Annotated in this window: 18 protein-coding genes; 7 read left to right on the forward strand and 11 right to left on the reverse strand. The window is 55.4% G+C overall.

The genetic code is table 11. The features are described 5' to 3' along the window. Positions 1 to 24: 24 nt before the first annotated feature. From NVIE_RS01585 to NVIE_RS01605, 5 genes are all read right to left on the reverse strand, one after another. Positions 25 to 3,579, reverse strand: coding sequence for a chromosome segregation SMC family protein (locus NVIE_RS01585; RefSeq protein ID WP_075053718.1), 3,555 nt, complete (start codon positions 3,577 to 3,579; stop codon positions 25 to 27). 94 nt (positions 3,580 to 3,673) lie between these two features. Continuing rightward, complete coding sequence (locus NVIE_RS01590; RefSeq protein ID WP_227717429.1) at positions 3,674 to 4,777, reverse strand: inositol-3-phosphate synthase; 1,104 nt, start codon at positions 4,775 to 4,777, stop codon at positions 3,674 to 3,676. A 21-nt stretch (positions 4,778 to 4,798) separates the two neighbouring features. Beyond that, positions 4,799 to 5,533 carry a GNAT family N-acetyltransferase gene (locus tag NVIE_RS01595; protein ID WP_075053719.1) on the reverse strand — a complete coding sequence of 245 codons (735 nt, stop codon included), beginning with the start codon at positions 5,531 to 5,533 and terminating at the stop codon, positions 4,799 to 4,801. Beyond that, complete coding sequence (locus tag NVIE_RS01600; protein ID WP_075053720.1) at positions 5,517 to 6,623, reverse strand: class I tRNA ligase family protein; 1,107 nt, start codon at positions 6,621 to 6,623, stop codon at positions 5,517 to 5,519. The genes NVIE_RS01595 and NVIE_RS01600 overlap by 17 nt, the downstream gene beginning before the upstream one ends. Before the next feature lie 30 nt (positions 6,624 to 6,653). Then, entirely contained in the window at positions 6,654 to 7,745 is a 1,092-nt protein-coding gene (locus NVIE_RS01605; RefSeq protein WP_158435034.1) for a radical SAM protein, read from the reverse strand. A 35-nt stretch (positions 7,746 to 7,780) separates the two neighbouring features. Between NVIE_RS01605 and NVIE_RS01610 the strand changes: the two genes are divergently transcribed. Then, a complete protein-coding gene (locus tag NVIE_RS01610; protein WP_227717430.1) occupies positions 7,781 to 8,470 on the forward strand; it encodes a LysE family translocator in 690 nt (229 codons plus the stop codon). A gap of 20 nt (positions 8,471 to 8,490) precedes the next feature. Here NVIE_RS01610 and NVIE_RS01615 read toward each other — a convergent pair whose 3' ends face one another. Genes NVIE_RS01615 through NVIE_RS01625 form a run of 3 tightly spaced genes read right to left on the reverse strand, consistent with a single transcriptional unit; the run spans position 8,491 to position 10,709 of the window. Next, positions 8,491 to 8,799 (reverse strand): AlbA family DNA/RNA-binding protein, encoded by a 309-nt coding sequence (locus tag NVIE_RS01615; protein WP_075053723.1) that lies wholly within the window; start codon positions 8,797 to 8,799, stop codon positions 8,491 to 8,493. Positions 8,800 to 8,855: 56 nt separating this feature from the next. Further along, entirely contained in the window at positions 8,856 to 9,095 is a 240-nt protein-coding gene (locus tag NVIE_RS01620) for a hypothetical protein (protein WP_084790875.1), read from the reverse strand. A gap of 33 nt (positions 9,096 to 9,128) precedes the next feature. Further along, the gene (locus NVIE_RS01625; RefSeq protein ID WP_075053725.1) at positions 9,129 to 10,709 is read right to left on the reverse strand and encodes an NHL repeat-containing protein; all 1,581 of its coding nucleotides are present in this window, start codon (positions 10,707 to 10,709) and stop codon (positions 9,129 to 9,131) included. Between the two features lie 88 nt (positions 10,710 to 10,797). Here NVIE_RS01625 and NVIE_RS01630 point away from each other — a divergent pair, with 88 nt between their 5' ends. Then, a complete protein-coding gene (locus NVIE_RS01630) occupies positions 10,798 to 11,715 on the forward strand; it encodes a DMT family transporter (protein ID WP_075053726.1) in 918 nt (305 codons plus the stop codon). Here NVIE_RS01630 and pth2 read toward each other — a convergent pair. Then, the gene (gene pth2, locus NVIE_RS01635) at positions 11,712 to 12,047 is read right to left on the reverse strand and encodes a peptidyl-tRNA hydrolase Pth2 (RefSeq protein ID WP_084790876.1); all 336 of its coding nucleotides are present in this window, start codon (positions 12,045 to 12,047) and stop codon (positions 11,712 to 11,714) included. The two genes, NVIE_RS01630 and pth2, sit on opposite strands and share 4 nt — an antisense overlap. A 64-nt stretch (positions 12,048 to 12,111) precedes the next feature. Between pth2 and NVIE_RS01640 the strand changes: the two genes are divergently transcribed. Genes NVIE_RS01640 through NVIE_RS01660 form a run of 5 tightly spaced genes read left to right on the forward strand, consistent with a single transcriptional unit; the run spans position 12,112 to position 16,254 of the window. After that, positions 12,112 to 13,278, forward strand: coding sequence for a geranylgeranyl reductase family protein (locus NVIE_RS01640; protein WP_174405420.1), 1,167 nt, complete (start codon positions 12,112 to 12,114; stop codon positions 13,276 to 13,278). Between the two features lie 35 nt (positions 13,279 to 13,313). After that, the gene (locus NVIE_RS01645) at positions 13,314 to 13,493 is read left to right on the forward strand and encodes a zinc finger domain-containing protein (protein ID WP_075055925.1); all 180 of its coding nucleotides are present in this window, start codon (positions 13,314 to 13,316) and stop codon (positions 13,491 to 13,493) included. A 2-nt stretch (positions 13,494 to 13,495) separates the two neighbouring features. After that, on the forward strand, positions 13,496 to 13,777 hold the full coding sequence (locus NVIE_RS01650; RefSeq protein ID WP_075053728.1) for an elongation factor 1-beta: 282 nt from the start codon (positions 13,496 to 13,498) through the stop codon (positions 13,775 to 13,777). Between the two features lie 43 nt (positions 13,778 to 13,820). Beyond that, on the forward strand, positions 13,821 to 16,016 hold the full coding sequence (locus tag NVIE_RS01655) for a CDC48 family AAA ATPase (protein WP_075053729.1): 2,196 nt from the start codon (positions 13,821 to 13,823) through the stop codon (positions 16,014 to 16,016). A 10-nt stretch (positions 16,017 to 16,026) separates the two neighbouring features. Further along, positions 16,027 to 16,254 (forward strand): hypothetical protein, encoded by a 228-nt coding sequence (locus NVIE_RS01660; protein ID WP_075053730.1) that lies wholly within the window; start codon positions 16,027 to 16,029, stop codon positions 16,252 to 16,254. 6 nt (positions 16,255 to 16,260) lie between these two features. On the opposite strand, the gene cyoE is transcribed toward NVIE_RS01660, so the two are convergent. Beyond that, positions 16,261 to 17,160, reverse strand: coding sequence for a heme o synthase (gene cyoE, locus NVIE_RS01665; RefSeq protein ID WP_144239407.1), 900 nt, complete (start codon positions 17,158 to 17,160; stop codon positions 16,261 to 16,263). A 58-nt stretch (positions 17,161 to 17,218) separates the two neighbouring features. Beyond that, the gene (locus tag NVIE_RS01670; protein WP_075053732.1) at positions 17,219 to 17,518 is read right to left on the reverse strand and encodes a hypothetical protein; all 300 of its coding nucleotides are present in this window, start codon (positions 17,516 to 17,518) and stop codon (positions 17,219 to 17,221) included. Between the last annotated feature and the right edge of the window lie 15 nt (positions 17,519 to 17,533).

The raw sequence follows: 17,533 nt of genomic DNA on the forward strand, positions 1-17,533 counted from the left end.
TCGCAAAATCGCAACACGTTTTTCCTAGTTGCCCTCAGCGGTGCTACTATTGATCTGTGCAAGCGGCACCTGCCCTGGGTTCCTGTATTTCACTACTTGCGACACGCCCTGCCTAGGGTATACGCCGTAGATGAGGGTCGCCTTTGCCACGGTCGAGTCCTTGAGCGTCACCATGATTATCTGGTTGTCCTTTGAGCGCTCTACCAGGATCTTTGACAGCCGATCGGTGTTCTGCGCGTCAAGGTGCGCGTCCACCTCGTCCATCAGGTAGAACGGCGACGGCTTTAGCGACTGGAGCGCAAGCAAAAACACCGTCGCGGCGATTGTTTTCTCGCCGCCGGAAAGCGCGGTCGACTCCCTTGCTACCTTACCCGGGAACGCCACAAGGAGCATCACGCCGCCGGCAAACACGTCCTCGGGGTTTTCAAGCTCGAGTCTTGCGTTTCCGCCCGTCAGCTTGGAAAATGTCGTGCGTATGTCGCTGTCAACCTTGCCAAACGCGTCCATGAACATCTCTTTCTTCTCCTTCACTATCTGCTCTATGAAAGAGACTATCGAGTTGCGCTCGCTTTCAAGCTGGTTGCGCCGGGTGGACATGCCCCTGTAGCCTTCCATCACCTGCACGTACGACTCGTCGGCGCGCAGGTTTATCCTTGATTTTACCTGCTCGTACTCGTCTGACAGCTCTTTTATCGCCCCCTCTACGTCCATCGGGTCAAGCAGGCTCTTGTAGCCCAGCCACACAAGGTCGTTTACGAGGCGGGATTCCTGCGCTGTCAGGTCGGCCACGTCCTTGCGCAAGAGCGCAGACTCGCGCTCGATGATGTTATTCTCCTTTGACACCTTGCGCTCCTCCTCCGAGAGCCCCTTTATCTTGCGCTCGTATTCCTGCAGGACAGAGTAGGCGTTGCCGGAAGAGTCGATTATCTGCTGTTCCTGGTCCCTGAGCGCCTTTAGCTCGGTCTCTAGCGACTGCGCCTTGATCCGCATCTCCTCAGTCTGCTTTTTGCGCTGGTCAAGCTCCATCGTCAACCGCTCCTTTTCCTCTTCCAACTGCGCAAGCTGGCGCTGGTCAAATTCAAGCCTGCTTTCAATCCCGCCAAGCGAGCTTGAAATCTGGCTCAACTCAATGTTTGCACTGTCTGCCTGCTTGACTATCTGGTTGCGCTCGACGTTTATCTCTGCAAGCTGCGCCTTGGCGGCTGACTCGTCGATTCCCTGAAGGCGCGCAGACAGCCTTTCGATGGTAGGCAAAATGAGTTCAAGCCTGCGCCTGTATTTTCCAAGCTCCACGGCTAGCGCTTCTGCCTCTTGGGCAAGCGCCTGTCCCTGCGCCTGCATCTCTGGCAGCGTTTTTTCCTTGCCTGCAACGGACGCCGACTCCTCTGCAAGGCGCGTCTCGTTGCTTGAAATCTGGATCTCTAGCCTTATCTTCTCGGACTCGGCCGATGCAATGCGCTCTGCGGCCTCGCGCAGCTGCGCGTTCTTTTTCTCCACCGCCTTTGACAGCCTCCCAAGCATGTCCCGAAGCGACTCGACCGAGTCACCAAGGATGATTGCCTTTGTCAGGTCCGAGATCTTTGATCCAAAGTCAAGTGCCATCGAGCCTCCTGCCGGCTCGAACAGCTCGCCTTCCACCGACACCGCACGAAAGCCCTGCCGTGCAAGCATGTACGCCGCAGACGAGTTCCTGACCACGATTGCGTCTGAAAACAGAAACTCGGGCAGCGCCTCGTACTCTGAATACACAAAGTCAGATACGCGCCCGACCACGTTCGTGTCGCCCCTGAATTCCTTTGTGGGCCGGGGCCTGTAGCGCCCGACGATGTCAAGCGGGATTATGCGAAGGCGCGGGAGTTTCTTTTCCTTTGCATACGCGGCGATTGCTATCATGGACTTGACGTCCTCCACTACAAACGCCTTCATCCATTCAGAGCCTGCCGCAAGGACCGCTCGCTCGTAGCTCTTGTCCCACCTTACCAGGTCGTGGACGATTCCCTTGATGCCGAACTTCTCACTGTACTTGGAAAGCTCTGCAATCGCAAAGTCCTCGTTCATGGCATGCTTGGCCACGCTTGCCCGCTCCTCGAACTTGGTCGCCATCGTGTCTGCCTTTGAGAGTATCGCGGCAGAGCCGGCAAGCTCGCGCTCTAGCGCAGTCTTGGTTTCTGCAAGTGCATCAAGCGTGTTTACCGTTTCCTGTAAGCGTGACCTGTCAGATTCAAGCGACTTTTGCAGCTCTGCCATCCTTGTTTTCGCAGAATCGACCTCTGATGCAAGCGACGCAAGGGCCAAGTCGCCGGCGTCTTTTTTGTACGTATTGGTCTTGATCTTTTCCTCCATCCTTGCCGCGGACATCTCGATTGAATTTCTGAGCGATGAGACGCGCTTTGCCCTGCCTTCCAGCTTTTGCCGCAGGCCCGCGTAGCGCGAAATTACCGCCGACACCTCCTCCACTTTGGTGTTTACCTGGTCCAGCCTTGCGCGCAGGGCCGCAAGCGCCTCCTTTTTCTGGGCCACAGATGCCTGCAGCCTCTCTGCGTCTGCCTTCATGCCCTCTGCCCGCTGGGCGATTGCCTGCTTGCCTCCCTCTATCTGGGGCAGCCTCCTCTCGATGTCGGAAATCCTGCGCTGCGACTCGCCAAGCATCGCCTTGGTGCGCTCCGAGTCGTGGACAATTGCAGCCGTCCTGCTTGCAAGCTGCGCCTTGGCCTTGTTTGCCGCGTCCACCTCCTCCATGAACTTTGCTTTCTCTGTTTCCAGACCTTCGATTTCCTGCCTTAATTCATCAAGTTGCTTTGTCAGCTGCGCCGAGCGCTGGTTGTTGCCTTCCAGTATCTGGGTGCTGGTGGCAAGCTTGCTCCTCACCATCCTGATGTTGTTTGAGAGCTGCACCGCCTTGAACCGCTTTAGTTCGGAGCCTATCTGCTCGTAGCGCAGCTGGTCGTTGCGCTCTGCCTCGAGCTCGTCTATGCGCTTTCGGATCTCGCCCATCCTTGCAAAGGCGACTTCAAGGCGCCTGTCGGCCTCGTCAAGCTGCTTTAGCGCCTCGGCCTTTTTCTCGTCAAAATATGAGAGGCCAACAATGTCCTCGATTATCTTGCGCCTCTCTTCAGAGTTCAGCTCTGAAATCCTTGTTATCATGCCCTGCTGCACGATGTTGAGCTTGTTTGGAGCCGACAGCACGACCTCGAGGAGCTCCATTATGGCAGTCTTGGACACCTTTTTTCCGTTCAGCAGGTATTGCGACTCGCCGCTCTGGCCCTCCATCTCCCTTGTAAGGGTGACTGCGTCCTCATCCATCGGTATGCCCCTGTCCGCGTTGTCAAACGTGACGCTGACGCGTATGAGCCTGTGGCCGGGGTTATTGGCGTCGTGAAATAACGATTGAAATTTGTCGACCCTCATGGCTTTTGGGCTGTTCTCGCCTATCGCAAACATGATGGCGTCAAGGATGTTGCTCTTGCCCGAGCCGTTTGGGCCCGTGATGGCTACCAGCCCCTTCTCAAACTGCACGATAGTGTTGCGGAATCCAAACGACTTGAACCCGTACACCTCGAGCTTTTTGATGTGGACCAAGTGGGTTCTGGGATGAGATTTTACACAGGGCTAATTATCTGTGCTGGCGCTCATTTGCGCTTCCTTTTAGTCAAGTATTTTTAATCAGAGCTAGCTAGCGTTCCCGCTTGCCCTCGACAAACTCGAGGAAATTGGCCTTTGCAACGGAATACGGCATCTGGACTGGCGGGTGCTTGAAGCAGTAGGCCGAGATGCTGTCAAGCGGGCCGGATATGCCCCGGTCGATTGCTATCTTGGCGCATCTTGCCGCGTCTATCATGACGCCTGCCGAGTTGTAGGCATCGACCACCTTCAGCTTAAGGTCAAGTTCCACGGGGATGCCTCCAAAGTACTGGCCCTTTATCGAGATGTAGCAAATCTTGTCGTTTTCAAGGAAGCCTACAAAGTCGGACGGGCCGATACGCATCGGGACCTCGTACGGGGCCATAGCTGCCACCGCGGATGTCTTGCTTATCCTCTTGTCTTCGAGGCGCTCCTCGTCAAGCATGTTGTAAAAGTCCATGTCGCCTCCGATGTTCAGCTGGTAGGTCTCATTCACCTTGACGCCCCTGTCGACAAACAATTTTACCAACGTCTTGTGGACGACTGTCGCGCCGAGCTGGCTCATGACGTCGTCGCCGGCGCACGCAAGGCCGCGTCCTGCAAAGGCATCCTGCCACTTGGGCGTAGACGCGATGAATACCGGTATAGCGTTTACAAATGCGCATCCTGCATCAAGACATGCCTCTGCGTAGTATTGCGTACCACGCCTGCTTCCCACCGGCAGGTAATTGAGCAGCATCTCTGCGCCCGTGTCCTTTAGCACCTGCGCCACGTTTGCAGCCGGGCCGTCTGCAACCTTGATCTTTTGCGCAAGGTGCCTGCCGATGCCGTCGTGGACCTCTCCCTTTTGCACCTTGACGTCTGTCTTGTCCATCTCTTTTATGATGCGGATAGTGTTGTTCGGCTTGGTAAATATTGCCTCGGAAAGGTCCTTTCCAACCTTGTTTGCGTTGACGTCAAAGGCTGCGACAAACTCGATGTCTGACGGCTCCAGCCCTCCAAGGTTGTAGGCTGTCAAGCCTATCCAGTCGCTTTCCTGTTTTCTGGCGTCTGGGTTTTCGCGGTAGTACCGGGTGCCTTGGACTAGAGCAGAAGCGCAATTGCCGATCCCGGCAATGGCGACCTTGACCTTTCTACGCATCTCGTCTATCTGCATTAGAATCTGCTTAATATATCTTCAAGTTGTTCTCGGGACAGAGCAAATCGTCTTTGTATAAGCTATTTCAAACCCTGCGCTTTTGTACAGGCCAAGCAGGTTTTCGCTTCCAAGCGTCTGTAGGAACAAAAGCGAGCCGCGCTTTTCCGCAAGCGCCTTGGCAAAATTCAGAATCGACCTGGCGACGCCCTTGTTCCTATACGCCGGGATCGTGCCAAGGCAGTAGGTGCCGGTCATGCTGTTGTCGCTTTTTGTGAAAAGCGCCGCACATCCTGCCGGCAGATTGTCTTCATTGTATGCCAGCAAGAGATCCAATCTTTTTGCACTGGCTGCCATGATGCGTGCAACTTCGTCCTTCCATCTTGGAACTGAAAACGACCTGCAAAAGACATCGACCCACGTCGCGACTTCTTCCGATGACTTGCATACTACTATTCTGATCCTGCCGTCGTTATGCCCTGCCTTTTTCGTCGATCTCAATACGTACATGGTGTCTGCCACGCGCAGGCCCTGCGGCGGCGACTTGAAAAAATAAAGGTGGCAATCGATGCCTGCGTCCCAGAACACCTTTGCCACCTGCTCGTACGGGACATCGCAATTTTCGACTGTTGCCCTGCTGAAGAAATAGTCGCCTTCAAGCCTCGGGTTGACAAGCGCAGTGGCGCATCTGATCTCTATTTTCTTTGTCCATAGCGAGCAGAACGCCCACTCGTTTTCCTCCATCGCCCTGTCGTAATCATCAGTACCTGAGGCCAAGTATTCCTGCCATCTCTCTAGTACCTGCGCCTGCGCGCGCCGCTTCAAGCATCACCTTTATCGCGCCTTGCGTGTCAAAATCGTCGTCCAACTTTTGCATGAATTTCTTCATGTACGCTACCTTGTCTTTTTTGTCGGCTGCGCCTGAAATCGCATTGTCAAGCTCTGCGCATTTGGCCAGCTCGTTTTCTGCAAAGTCGAGCCGCTTTCCGTAATGCGTGGAATAGAGGTAAAGTCGCAACGCGTTTGCGCTGTGGTTCTGCAATAGCTCTCTGATGGCGACCGTGTTGCCAAGCGACTTGCCCATCTTCTTTCCCTTGACGTACACGAGGCCGACGTGCGTCCACAACTTTACCGGCTCCTTTTCAGACGTGAGCGCGCTCAGCTGCGCAAGGTGCGACTCGTGGTGCGGGTATACGAGCTCGTCAGCGCCGCCGTGCATGTCGTACCTGCCACCAAAGTGGGCCATGGCAACCGACGTGTCCTGCATGTGCCACCAAGGTATGCCGTTTCCAAGCACGCTGTCAGAAAAGCTGATCCCAAAATCCTCGCCTGTGCTCCAGAGCAGAACGTCAAACGGCGATCTCTTGCCAGGCGCAATGTCCAGCCTGCAGTCTGCAAGCTCTTTTTCAGTCATCTTTGACAGCCTGCCAAAGCCTGCGCTTTTGGCGTCAAGGTAGACGTTTCCGCTTGCGCTGTACGCCTTGCCCTCGTCAAGCAGGCGCCTTGCAAGCACCCGCGCCGTCTGCACGTGATCTGACACGCGCGCAAACGCAAAGCCGTCAATGCCAAGGACCGCCGTATCGTGCAATAATTCGCCGATGTAGGACGTGGCAAGCTCTTCCGGCGCCGTGCCTTCTGCTTTTGCCCTTGCAAATATCTTGGGATCGATGTCGGTAATGTTCACGATGACCTTGACCTCTGTGCCCAGAAAGCGCAGGTAGCGCGTCACCATGTCGTAAAAGAGGAGCATCCTTGCGTGGCCCACGTGCGAATAATCGTACACGGTAGGCCCGCAGAGAAATATCCTGGCGGCGTTTCCTGGAGCAAAGTCTTTCTTTTTTGCCGCCAGCGTGTCATGGATCTTCAAGTGCCGGATAGCGCCTGCCAATGGTTTTCGTCAGACGGCCTCGGCAAGTTCGGGGCGCTCTTGGCTTATTATCTTGCCAAGGCCGCGCATGTAGTTTCGCGCAAACGTCGACACCGGCTGCGATGAATACCAGATGCAGCCGAGCACTTCGCAGTCGTGGCACGTCCTTGCAATGTCCCACTGCGGCGCGCTCCATATCTCGTCTACCGAGTGCTCAAGGAGGCTGTACGTGTTTTCCGGGCCGTTGAACTTCCAGCACGGGACCATCACGGTGCCATCGCCGTTTACAAATATGCTCTTCCACACTCCGCACTCGTCGAAAATCCCGCGGCCGTGCTCCAGTATCTGCCGGAAATACTCTGGCGGGATCATCACCTGCGGGCCTCCTCCTTTTTCTTTTTGCTTGCCCATGTAGTCAAGTATGCTTTCGCACACCTTGTTCATTGTCTGCCTGTCGGGAAGAAGCGAATAGTCGACATCCGACCTGTCCTCTACAAACGTGAACGAGACTGCGCTTGCGCCAAGCTCTCTTGCCCTGTCAAAATATGTCTGGTCAATGAACTCTTGCGTGTTGTATTTCGTAATGACGCTGTTGAAGTAATGCGAGACCTTATGCTCTGTCAAGAGGTGCAGGTTGTCCATCACCCTGCGGTACATGTGCGGGTTGACCCCGCGCACCTTGCAGTACGATTCCTCATAGGTCGAGTCGATGCTACATGTGACAAACTGGATGTGCTTTCTCAGCTCGTCAAGGTCGATTGTGTGCAAAAGCGAGCAGTTGGAGATGAGCGTTACCGGCATTTTCAGGCCGTGCAGGTATTTCACGAGCTCCATAAAGTCCGGCCTGCTCGTGGGCTCGCCTCCTTCCACTATGGCCCAGACGCAGTATTTCGACACCTTGTCAAACACTGCCTTCCATTGCTCGGTTGTCAGGTCCTTGCGCCTTGCAAGCGCCATCTGGCCTTCCTTGTCCGCGTCTCCAAAGGGGCACATGGGGCAGTAAAAGTTGCAGTAATGGGTCATGCTGAACACTGCGATCAGCGGGCGTCTCCTGCCGACGGCCCTGTTTGCGGACCACTTGCCGAGCAGCTTCAGCGTCCTTATGGTGTCTACTCCTCCCATTACGATTTTTGTAAAATGTCCGGAGTATTTCTGCCTTGTCATCGTGCGCAAAGGCTAACAGAGGGGGCGTGCGCTACGCATGTGGCATGGACGCCCTTGCCTTTGGCGCGGAGGTGGTTGCAGTTTCGGCCTCGGGAGTGCTTGCACCCGGCCCGCTGTTTGTCGCAAACGTGATGTACGGGACAAGGCAGGGCGCGCTTTCTGGAATCAAGGTCGCGCACGGACATGCGGTCGTCGAAAGCACAGTAATCGCTGTGATCGCGGCAGGGCTCTTTTCCGCTTCTGCTTTTATCGCAGACTATGCTGATATTGTCACAATATTCGGCGGCGTGTCGATAATTGGCTTTGCCATTGTACAGATAATCAGCATAGTCGCGGCAAGAAAGAAAAGTGACCAGAAAAAAAAGATCGAGACAAGGAAGGGGCCGTTTGCCACCGGCGTCGCGTTCTCCGCCCTCAACCCGTTCTTTCTTGTCTGGTGGCTCACAGTCGGCCTGAAACTGATATCGGACTCGGCCGCCTTTGGATCCGTGACGGGTCCCGCGCTATTGTTTGGCATGCACGTATGGATGGACTATGCATGGCTTGCGGCCACTGCGTACCTTGCGTCAAAAGGGAGTTCGGTGCTAAAGTCGAAATACTACCGGGTCTTGATGCTTGGGCTGACCGGCCTTTTGCTGTACTATGGCGCGCAGTTTTTGACAAGCGGGATAATGATAAAGTAAAATAATAAAGAAAATTATTATTACTTTGCGCGCGAGATAGGCACATCTATCGTAGACACGTTTCTCGTCTTGCCGTCCTCTGATGTCACCTGCTCGGAGCCGAGCTTTATCGGGCCGATCTTGTAGCCGATAGTGTCCATCCTCTTGACGATTATCTGTGCCACGTCCACAGCCCGGGTGATGCTCTTGCCCCTGGCCTTTATGATGACTGTCGGCTCGTTGGCCAGCTGCACCAGCGTGGCGGTAACATAGGTCATCAATGGTTTCTTGCCGATAAAAATCTCGTTAGATGCCTTTGGCGGTCTGGTTGTATTGGTGCTGGTAGACAATGGTGGAAACTATTGGGCAAGGTAGCATATAATGTTTGTCGAGCAATTATCTGTTCTCAAACACCTGCGTGCTTTTTGAGTATGTTTTCAATGTCCTTTGGGTTTTTGGCGATCTCCCTTACCGCTTCCGGGTCCTCGACTTCGTAGCAGTGGAGAAGCCCTAGCTCATCCTTGTAAAATAGGTAGACCTTGTCTTCAAAGATACAGTGGTAGAGCCTCTCCTGCTCCATCCTATCTGTCTTGATCTTTATGCCATCCTCGTTAATGAGGACCGGATAATCATTATTGTCTGGCACGAGTGTCAATTGGGCTGAGCCGTATTTATTTAATTATACCACGTTTACCGTGACTGCCTTGAGCACGGACACTTCGTCGTTTTCCGCGCCAAGCATCAGCGTATACTGCCCTGCTGCAATGTTGCCGGGCGTGAACACGAACGACACTTGTTTTGAGTCGCCTGCTGGGATGGAAACATCCTGCTCGCTGAAAATGCCAGTCGAGTTGCCAAGATCGCCGTTGTACGTGAACGTGCCAGAGGCAACCATTCTGCCGCTAAAGGCGCCCTGGGCGTTGATGTCGACTTTGATTTCCATGCTGTCGCCCCTTCTTACGTTCACGTCATCCGGTGCAGATACCGTGAACGGGGCCTGTGCGTCTGTGTTGACCCTGCCTATCTTGTTCTCGCTCCATTCTGTGAACCACACTTGGCCCTGCGGGCCTACGGACATCTGGAGCGCGTTTGCAAGCCCGCATGTGTTGGCATTGTCGGGGCAGTTGGCCCACAACTCGTTTTGGCTTGGGACCCAGTACTCTGTGAGCGTCCTTGTGTCCCTGTCAAACACGCTGATCTTGTTGCCTTCGTGCTGGTTGAACCATATCCTGCCGTCAGGCGCAGTCGCTATCCAGTATGGAAGTGTGTATGCGCTTGCAGGCGTCGTGGTGCCGCCGTATATCCTTGGCGACGCAACAGAGGTGGTGTATTCCGTCACCTTGCCATCGCTTGGGTTTAGCGTAAAGAATATGCTCGTGCCATGGTCCGTGCCCCACAGGTTGCCGTCCCTGTCGACTGTCAGGCCTACTGGCGATGTGAGCTCTTGCGGCAGGTCGTACACGGATGTCTGGTTCCTTTCAACATCATATCTATAGATAGCACCTTTTTGCTGGAACGCAAGGACCGATGTCCACACGACGTTGCGCTCCCTGTCAACCGTCACGGAGCCGGAGCTGACGCGGAAATTGTCAATGCCTGCAAAGCCGTCAAGCGGGAGCCTGATCTCTGTAAAGCCTTCTGCCGTGCCGGGCTTCATCTGGGAAAGGTCGCCAAAAAAGAGTGACTTTGACCTTACGCCCACGAGATAGATGTTGCCGTCAGAGTCAAAGTCAAACGAAATCGGGTCCGTCGCCGGCGTCCTGAACATGTCAAATGTGCTCGCAGCAGTGTTAAAGCGCCACAAAAGCTCGTTGTTGTCTGTGAACCATACGTTGCCCTGCGAGTCGGTCTTGGTCGCCCACGACATGTTAAAGTCGGTCGGCTTGTCACGCGCAGGCCACTGGGGTATCTGGTACTGTGCAAATTTGTTGTCAGCAATGCTGTAGCTGCCGAGTATGCCCTGCTTTGTAGAGACGTACCACACGCGGCCGTCGCCGTCGACAGAGACTGAAAGCGGCATCTGGCACTCGGACGGCAGGACTGCTTCAGCTATGTACGTATTGGAATTGGCCTTGGAGTCAGGGCCGCAGAATTGCGCCTTGAATCTTGCTATCGAGTCTTGCTGCGACGGTTGAGGCCCGGGCGCGGGCTCTGTCCCGCCTGCAAGAAAGGTTGCTGAAACGCCTGCAACAGCCACTATGCCGATGATGGCGTAGATTATGATCTTCCTATTTGAAGAAGAAGATCTGCCGCCTGACAACGCGGAAAAAACATGCTTGTCCCAATATATCTCTTGTCTGTTTGCATGCAGGCAGGGCTAAAATATGAGGTATGCGTATTGTGCATTCTTGACCGCGCCCGAACAGGCCGCCCCGGCAGGGGCGCAGAGGGAGCAGAAAGGGTACCTTGGCTACCTGTCAGTGCTGATAGCCTCGGCGCTCTTTGGCTCTGTGTTTGCGATCGCCAAGGTGCCGCTTGCAAACATCGACCCGCTTGCGCTTTCAGCGGTTATCTATATGATCGCGGGGCTGACGCTTGTGCCGTTTGCCAAGGCATCATTCCGCCTGCAAAGGCGGGAGGCGCGCTACATGGTGGCGATCACAGCCTTTGGGGCGGTGGCCGCGCCCGTGCTTCTCCTGCACGGCCTGCAGCTGACCGAGGCGTCTGACGCCTCGATCCTGGCAAACGGCGAGGTGCTGTTCACTGTAATCCTGTCGTCGCTGTTCTTTGGGGAAAGGCCGCACGGCAGGCTTGGAATCGTCGCAGTATCGCTTGTCATTGTGGGGCTGTTCATGGCGACAACTGACATGAAGTTCTCCGGCACGATGATCGCGTTCAACGCGGGCAACCTGATGATCCTTGCATCCATGTTCTTCTGGGCTATCGACAACAATTTCAGCAGAAAGCTGACGACGTTTTCTGACATCAGCCCAGCCAAGATGGCCATGATAAAGTCACTTGCAGGTGGCCTTGTGCTCCTTGGCGTGACTGCCGTTGCGGGCAAGTGGGGCGCGTTCGGAGGCATCAGCGCGCAGCTGTGGCTCATCATAATAGCGCTGTCGGCATCGGGCTTTGGCGCCGCCCTCTTGTTCTTCCTTGCAGGAATAAAGAGGATCGGCACGATAAAGACAATGACCGTGTTTTCGACGACTCCAATATTTGGAATCGTGATAGCGGCAGCCGCGCTTGGCGAGTCGATAAGCATCTTTCAGGCCATTGCAACGGGTCTGATAATCACCGGAATCTTGATAGTCAGCAGGCGCTAGAGCAACTTTAGTCGCTCGGTGACCTTGTCAACCAAATCCGCCGGCGCTGGGCCAATCCCTACGCACGTTGCCGTGCCTGGCGGTATCTGAGTGAGGCCGCTGTCCTGCACGAGTACGACTGGCAGTTTCAGGCTCTCTGCGTGGTTCTTGACGTCTATGAGCTCCTCAAAGCTCTGCACCTTTACAACCACCTTGGCCTGCCCTCCCTCGAACCAGGAGTGGAACCAGTCCGGCTTTTTCTGTTTGGTGCGTTCGGCGGCCATCACCGCGGCATGCGCCACCTGCGCGGCTATCTTGCCCGTGCCCATGCCTAGGTCCCTCCTTATCACCATCACCTGCTTGAAATCCAAGGCTCCCATAGTTTAATTAGCAGAGCGAGAAATACCTTGCTGGCCGTTGTCTCATTTTGACGTAATCGTAGCCGGCGGGAGCATTTCTGGACTGGTGGCGGCAAGGGAGGCGGCAAGAGCCGGCATCACCGTTGCAGTCCTTGAGGAAGACGCCGAGATAGGCACGCCGGAGCACTGCGGCGGGCTTGTAAGCATGGAGGGCATGAAGAACCTCGGAATTGTGCCTGACGCAAGCGCAGTTGAAAACAGCAGGATAAAGCGCGCTAGGATACTTTCACCTTCAAACGGCTTTGAGCTGTCTGCCGAGAAGCAAAAGGTGGTGGTGCTTGACAGGCGCGCCCTTGACAAGCAGGTGGCGCTCCAGGCGCAGAGGGCCGGCGCGGACATCAGGGTGAAATGCTCGGTGCGCTCTTTTTCGCAGGAAGGCAAGCGATTTGTGGTAAAAACGTCAGAGGGCGACTTGACGTCAGACTATTTCATCGACGCAAGGGGCGTCGCCTCGATAATAGGCAGAAACCGCGACGGCGTACTCTCGTCGGCGCAGTACGAGGTGTTTGCGCCCTGGATAGAGCGCGACGCAATCGAAGTCGCGTTTGACAGCGAGAAATACCCCGGCTTTTTTGCGTGGATGATACCTACAGGCGACGGCAGGGGCAAGGTGGGAGTCGCCGGCAAGGGCATAAACGCTGCAAATACGCTAAAATCGTACATGGATAAAAAGGGTCCGCACTCTATCGTGCGCAAGGTGTACGCGCCGATATGGGTCATGGGCCCGATTGACAACTTTGTATCCGGCCGCACGGTTGTCGTGGGAGACGCGGCAGGCCAGACCAAGCCCACCACCGCCGGCGGGATATATACCTGCGGCATGGGCGGGCTCTTGGCAGGCCGGGCCATTGCAAAAGCAATTGCTGAAAAAGGAGACGACGACGATGATGGCCTGCTGGGCAAGTACCAAAAGGACTGGTCTTCAATGTTTGGCGAGGAATTTTCCAAGATGCTCACTGCCCGACGCCTGCTGGAGAGGCTTGACAACAAGGCCCTTGACGAGCTGTTTTCTGCAATACCACAGGACAAGCTGGAAGAGGTGTCGTCGACGGGCGACTTTGACTTTCACGCGACGGCGCTTGCCAAGATACTGGACGTAAAAAGCGCAAGCAGGATGGCAAAAGCGCTACTTGGCAACGAAATCCGCCGGCTGGTCGACGGCTAGATAGATATAAATTCGGATTCGCTCTCTTGACCGTCATGTCAAAGCAACTGTCGTTGCCGGTCTGCACTTCATGCAGCAGGCCAATAATGCCTAACGATGAATGCGTAAAATTCTACTGCCCGAACTGCGGTTATGTCCTTATATGGCGAGACGAGTCCTGCCGCGAGTTTGCAAGGCCCTACAAGTGTGTAGGCTGCGGTTTTGAGGGCCCATAGACATGGCGCGCCTAGTGGCAAGGATAAAGGTTCTTCCAGCTGATGCTGACATTAACATAGACAGCATCGTGGAGGGGCTCAAGGGCAGCATCCCGCAGGGGATGGAGCTCAAGGGCCATGCCAAGGAACCGATAGCATTTGGCCTGAACGCAGTCGTCGGCGACTTTATGCTGGATGACGCGGAGGGGCAGATGGACAAGCTTGAAGATGCCATCCGCGGCGTGCAGGGAGTCGGCGAGATCGAAGTGATGAACATCAGCCGCGCATCGGTCAAGATGAAGTAAAACTAATGATGTTGTTCTCAAAAACGCCGGAGGCTCGTACAAGTTGAAGAAGGCCAAGGCAGGTAGCGATGAATCTCCACAGGTACAGCTGCGAGTGGCCGAGGCCAAGCACCGCGACGTGGGCAAGTGCAGGGCTCGGCTGGATCCGCACTACATGGAGCAGATTGGCGTCCAGCCCGGAGAGGTCATAGAGATTATCGGCAAGCGCGCGACCGCCGTCACCGCGTGGCCTGCAGACGACGAGGAGCAGGAAACTGACATCATCCGCATCGATGGGCAGACGAGGAAAAACGCAAGCGTCGGCCTGAACGACCTCTTGAACGTGAGAAAGGCGGAGAGCAAGGCGGCAAAGAGCATAACGCTGATGCCGATAGGCGACAGCAACATTACGGTAGACAAGGAATTCTGCGAGTTTGTAAAGGGCCGGCTCAAGGGCTTTCCTGTGAGCGAAGGCGACGAGATTTCAGTCGTCATCCTCGGCAACTCTATGGACTTTAAGGTCCAGAAGGTGTCTCCAAAGGCAATCGTCCGTGTCGAGCGCCCGACAAAGCTTGTGATAATGGCCGAGACTGCGCAGGACCGCAAGCCCCGCGTCACCTACGAGGAAATCGGCGGCATGAAGGAGCAGATAAAGCGCCTGCGTGAGATTGTTGAACTGCCGATGCGCCACCCTGAGGTCTTTGCCCGGCTCGGCATAGAACCGCACAGCGGCATCCTCATGTACGGGCCACCCGGCACCGGCAAGACACTCATCGCCAAGGCGCTTGCGTCAGAGTCGGAAGCCAACTTTTTCATAATAAACGGCCCGGAGATCATGAACAAGTACTATGGCGAGACAGAGGCGCGCCTGCGTGACATCTTCAAAGAGGCCAAGGAATCATCGCCTTCAATCATATTCATCGACGAGATCGACGCAATCGCGCCAAAGAGGGAGGAGGCGTTTGGCGACGTGGAAAAGCGCGTCGTCGCGCAGCTGCTTGCACTCATGGATGGCATGCAAGAGCGCGGCCAGGTCATAGTCCTTGGCGCCACGAACCGCCCGGAGAGCCTCGACCCTGCGCTGAGGCGCCCCGGACGATTCGACAGGGAGATAGAGATCGGCGTGCCAAACGCCGAAGGGCGCCTTGAAATACTGCAGATACACACCCGGGGAATGCCTCTTGACGACGACATCGACCTGCAAGAGCTTGCGTCGGAACTTCACGGCTATACGGGCGCCGACATCAAGGCGCTCTGCAGAGAAGCCGCCATGAAGGCTCTCAGGCGCTACCTTCCAGAAATAGACCTTGAGGGCGACAAGATATCGCCGGAGGTGTTGGAGCAGATGGTGATAACGACAAAGGACTTTCGCGACGGCATCAAGGAGATCGTGCCGACTGCCATGAGGGAGTTTTACGTCGAGGTGGCAAGGGTCAAGTGGACAGAGGTGGGCGGCCTGTACGACGCCAAAAGGGTGCTGCATGACAACCTCATCACCTCGATAAAAGAGCCGGAGAGCTTTTCCAAGATGGGGATCAAGCCTCCAAAGGGCGCGCTGCTCTACGGCCCGTCGGGCACCGGCAAGACACTCATCGCCAAGGCGCTTGCGACAGAGAGCAACGCCAACATCATAATCGTCAGGGGGCCGGAAGTCCTTTCAAAGTGGGTGGGCGAGTCGGAAAAGGCAATACGCGAGATATTTAGAAAAGCCAAGACATCTTCGCCCTGCATCGTGGTGTTTGACGAGCTGGACTCGCTTGCAAGACCGCGCGGCCAGAGCGAGGACGGCGCCGGAAATGAGCGCGTGGTCAGCCAGATACTGACAGAGATGGACGACGCCGGCAACTCGGGCGTTATCATAGTCGGAATCACCAACAGGCCCGACCTCATCGACCCGTCGCTCCTTCGGCCCGGTAGATTGGATCTCATCGTCTACATCGGCCAGCCGGACGAAAAGGCCAGATTTGAGATACTAAAGATAATAACGCAGCCAATGCCTCTTGAAAATGACGTCGACCTGGCAAGCATCGCACAGACGACCCGGAATTTCAGCGGGGCGGACCTCTTTGCTCTATGCCGCGAGGCGGCGGTAAGTGCCATGCAGAGAAAATCGCCCACCATATCAAACGCTGACTTTGCGCAGGCCCTCAGGGCGGCAAGGCCGTCCATAACCAAGGAAGTCGAGGAATGGTACGAGTCGATGAAAAAGAGCCTCACCTATGCCATGCCCAAGCCGATCGACAAGAGCTTTTACGGGTGATTATGCTATTATGAAGTATCCATTACGAAACCTCGTCTATGAAAAGGTCAGGCAGGCTGGCAACATGACGGATGCCGACCTGATGAACGCGCTGTCAAAGGAAGGCGTCACGATGGCTGACGCCGAGTTCAACAAGATCCTGCTGGATCTTGAGATCTATGGCCTCATCAGGGTCGCTTGGGTCACGAAGGAAAAGCGCAGGATAGAACTCGTTGCCGACTCGGGAACTACCAGCTAGCAGCTGCTAGATGGGTATCTTGTAGTAAAAGAGTGCGTCAACCGCAAGCGCCACGAATATCACGACCAGGTACGGCGCGGTTACCTTGTATGCTTTCCACGCAAACTCTGGTGTGGGGTTCTTGGTCAGCTTGTAGTGGTAGAGTAGCATGAGCGAACCGGACACTGCCGCGACTATGGCATAGAGGAGTCCCGGGCCGGGGTTCAAAAAGTAAAGGCCCACTGAAAACGGGAGCAGTATGGCAGTGTTGGCAAGGATGTAGCTTGCAGTTTTCTGGTTGCCGATGAGGACGGGAAGCATCGGGACGCGGACGCTTGCATACTCTTCGCGCGCCCGTATCGCAAGGCACCAGAAATGGGGTGGAGTCCACATGAACACCAGCCACCCGACGAGAAAGCCAAGCAGGTCCATCGAGCCCGTAACAGTGGCCCAGCCTGCCATTGAAGCCGCGCTTCCCGCAAAGCCGCCTATCACGATGTTCCAGGCGTTGCTGCGCTTCAGCCACGCCGTGTATATTATGACGTAAAAGAATATTCCAAGTGCTATCATGCCCGTCGCCATCGGGTTGAGGGTGAACCACGCAATGACTACCGACAGCGCGCTCACGCCAAGGCCGTACGCAAGGACGCTCTTTGCCGACAGCCTGCCTGCAGGAATCGGCCTTCTGGCCGTCCTTTCCATCACCTTGTCGATGTCGCGGTCGTAATAGTGGTTCAGAGCGCTTGCGCCCATCGAGGCAAGTGCGCCTGCAAGTGTGAGAAAGCCGAGCTTGAACCAGTCGACATCCCATGCTATGTCTGGCGTAGCGTCAAAGCGAGTAGCGGCAAGGTACGAAGTGACTGCCGTTATCACCAAGACGACTACTATTCTTGGTTTTGAAACTTCGACAAAGTCGCGTGCAGTCACGCTATGAGCCTCAAAGTCTGTAGCGCTGGCTTGCATTTAATTGATTCGGATATGTCAGTCAGACGATGAAACGCTTGAGATTTGACACCTGCAACCTGAAGAATGTCAGCACCTTGCGCTTTAAGATGGCGTGCTCGGCGTCTGAAAGCCCGCATGCGCACTTGTTGTTCTTGCTGTCCATGCTGTGCGCCTCCGCCACCGCGTACACCTTGGCTATTTTGTCCCTTGCCTGGGAAAAATCGTACAGGCCCTCGACTCCGTGGGCGTGCTCCAGCATGTCCAGTAGGTTCACAGTCGTGAGCCACGCGTCTGCGACGGTGTCGCCTTCGCCCACATCAAAAACGTCTGCTATGGACAAGATAGTATTATCAGC

The sequence above is a fragment of the Nitrososphaera viennensis EN76 genome (genome assembly GCF_000698785.1).
Lineage (GTDB): Archaea > Thermoproteota > Nitrososphaeria > Nitrososphaerales > Nitrososphaeraceae > Nitrososphaera > Nitrososphaera viennensis.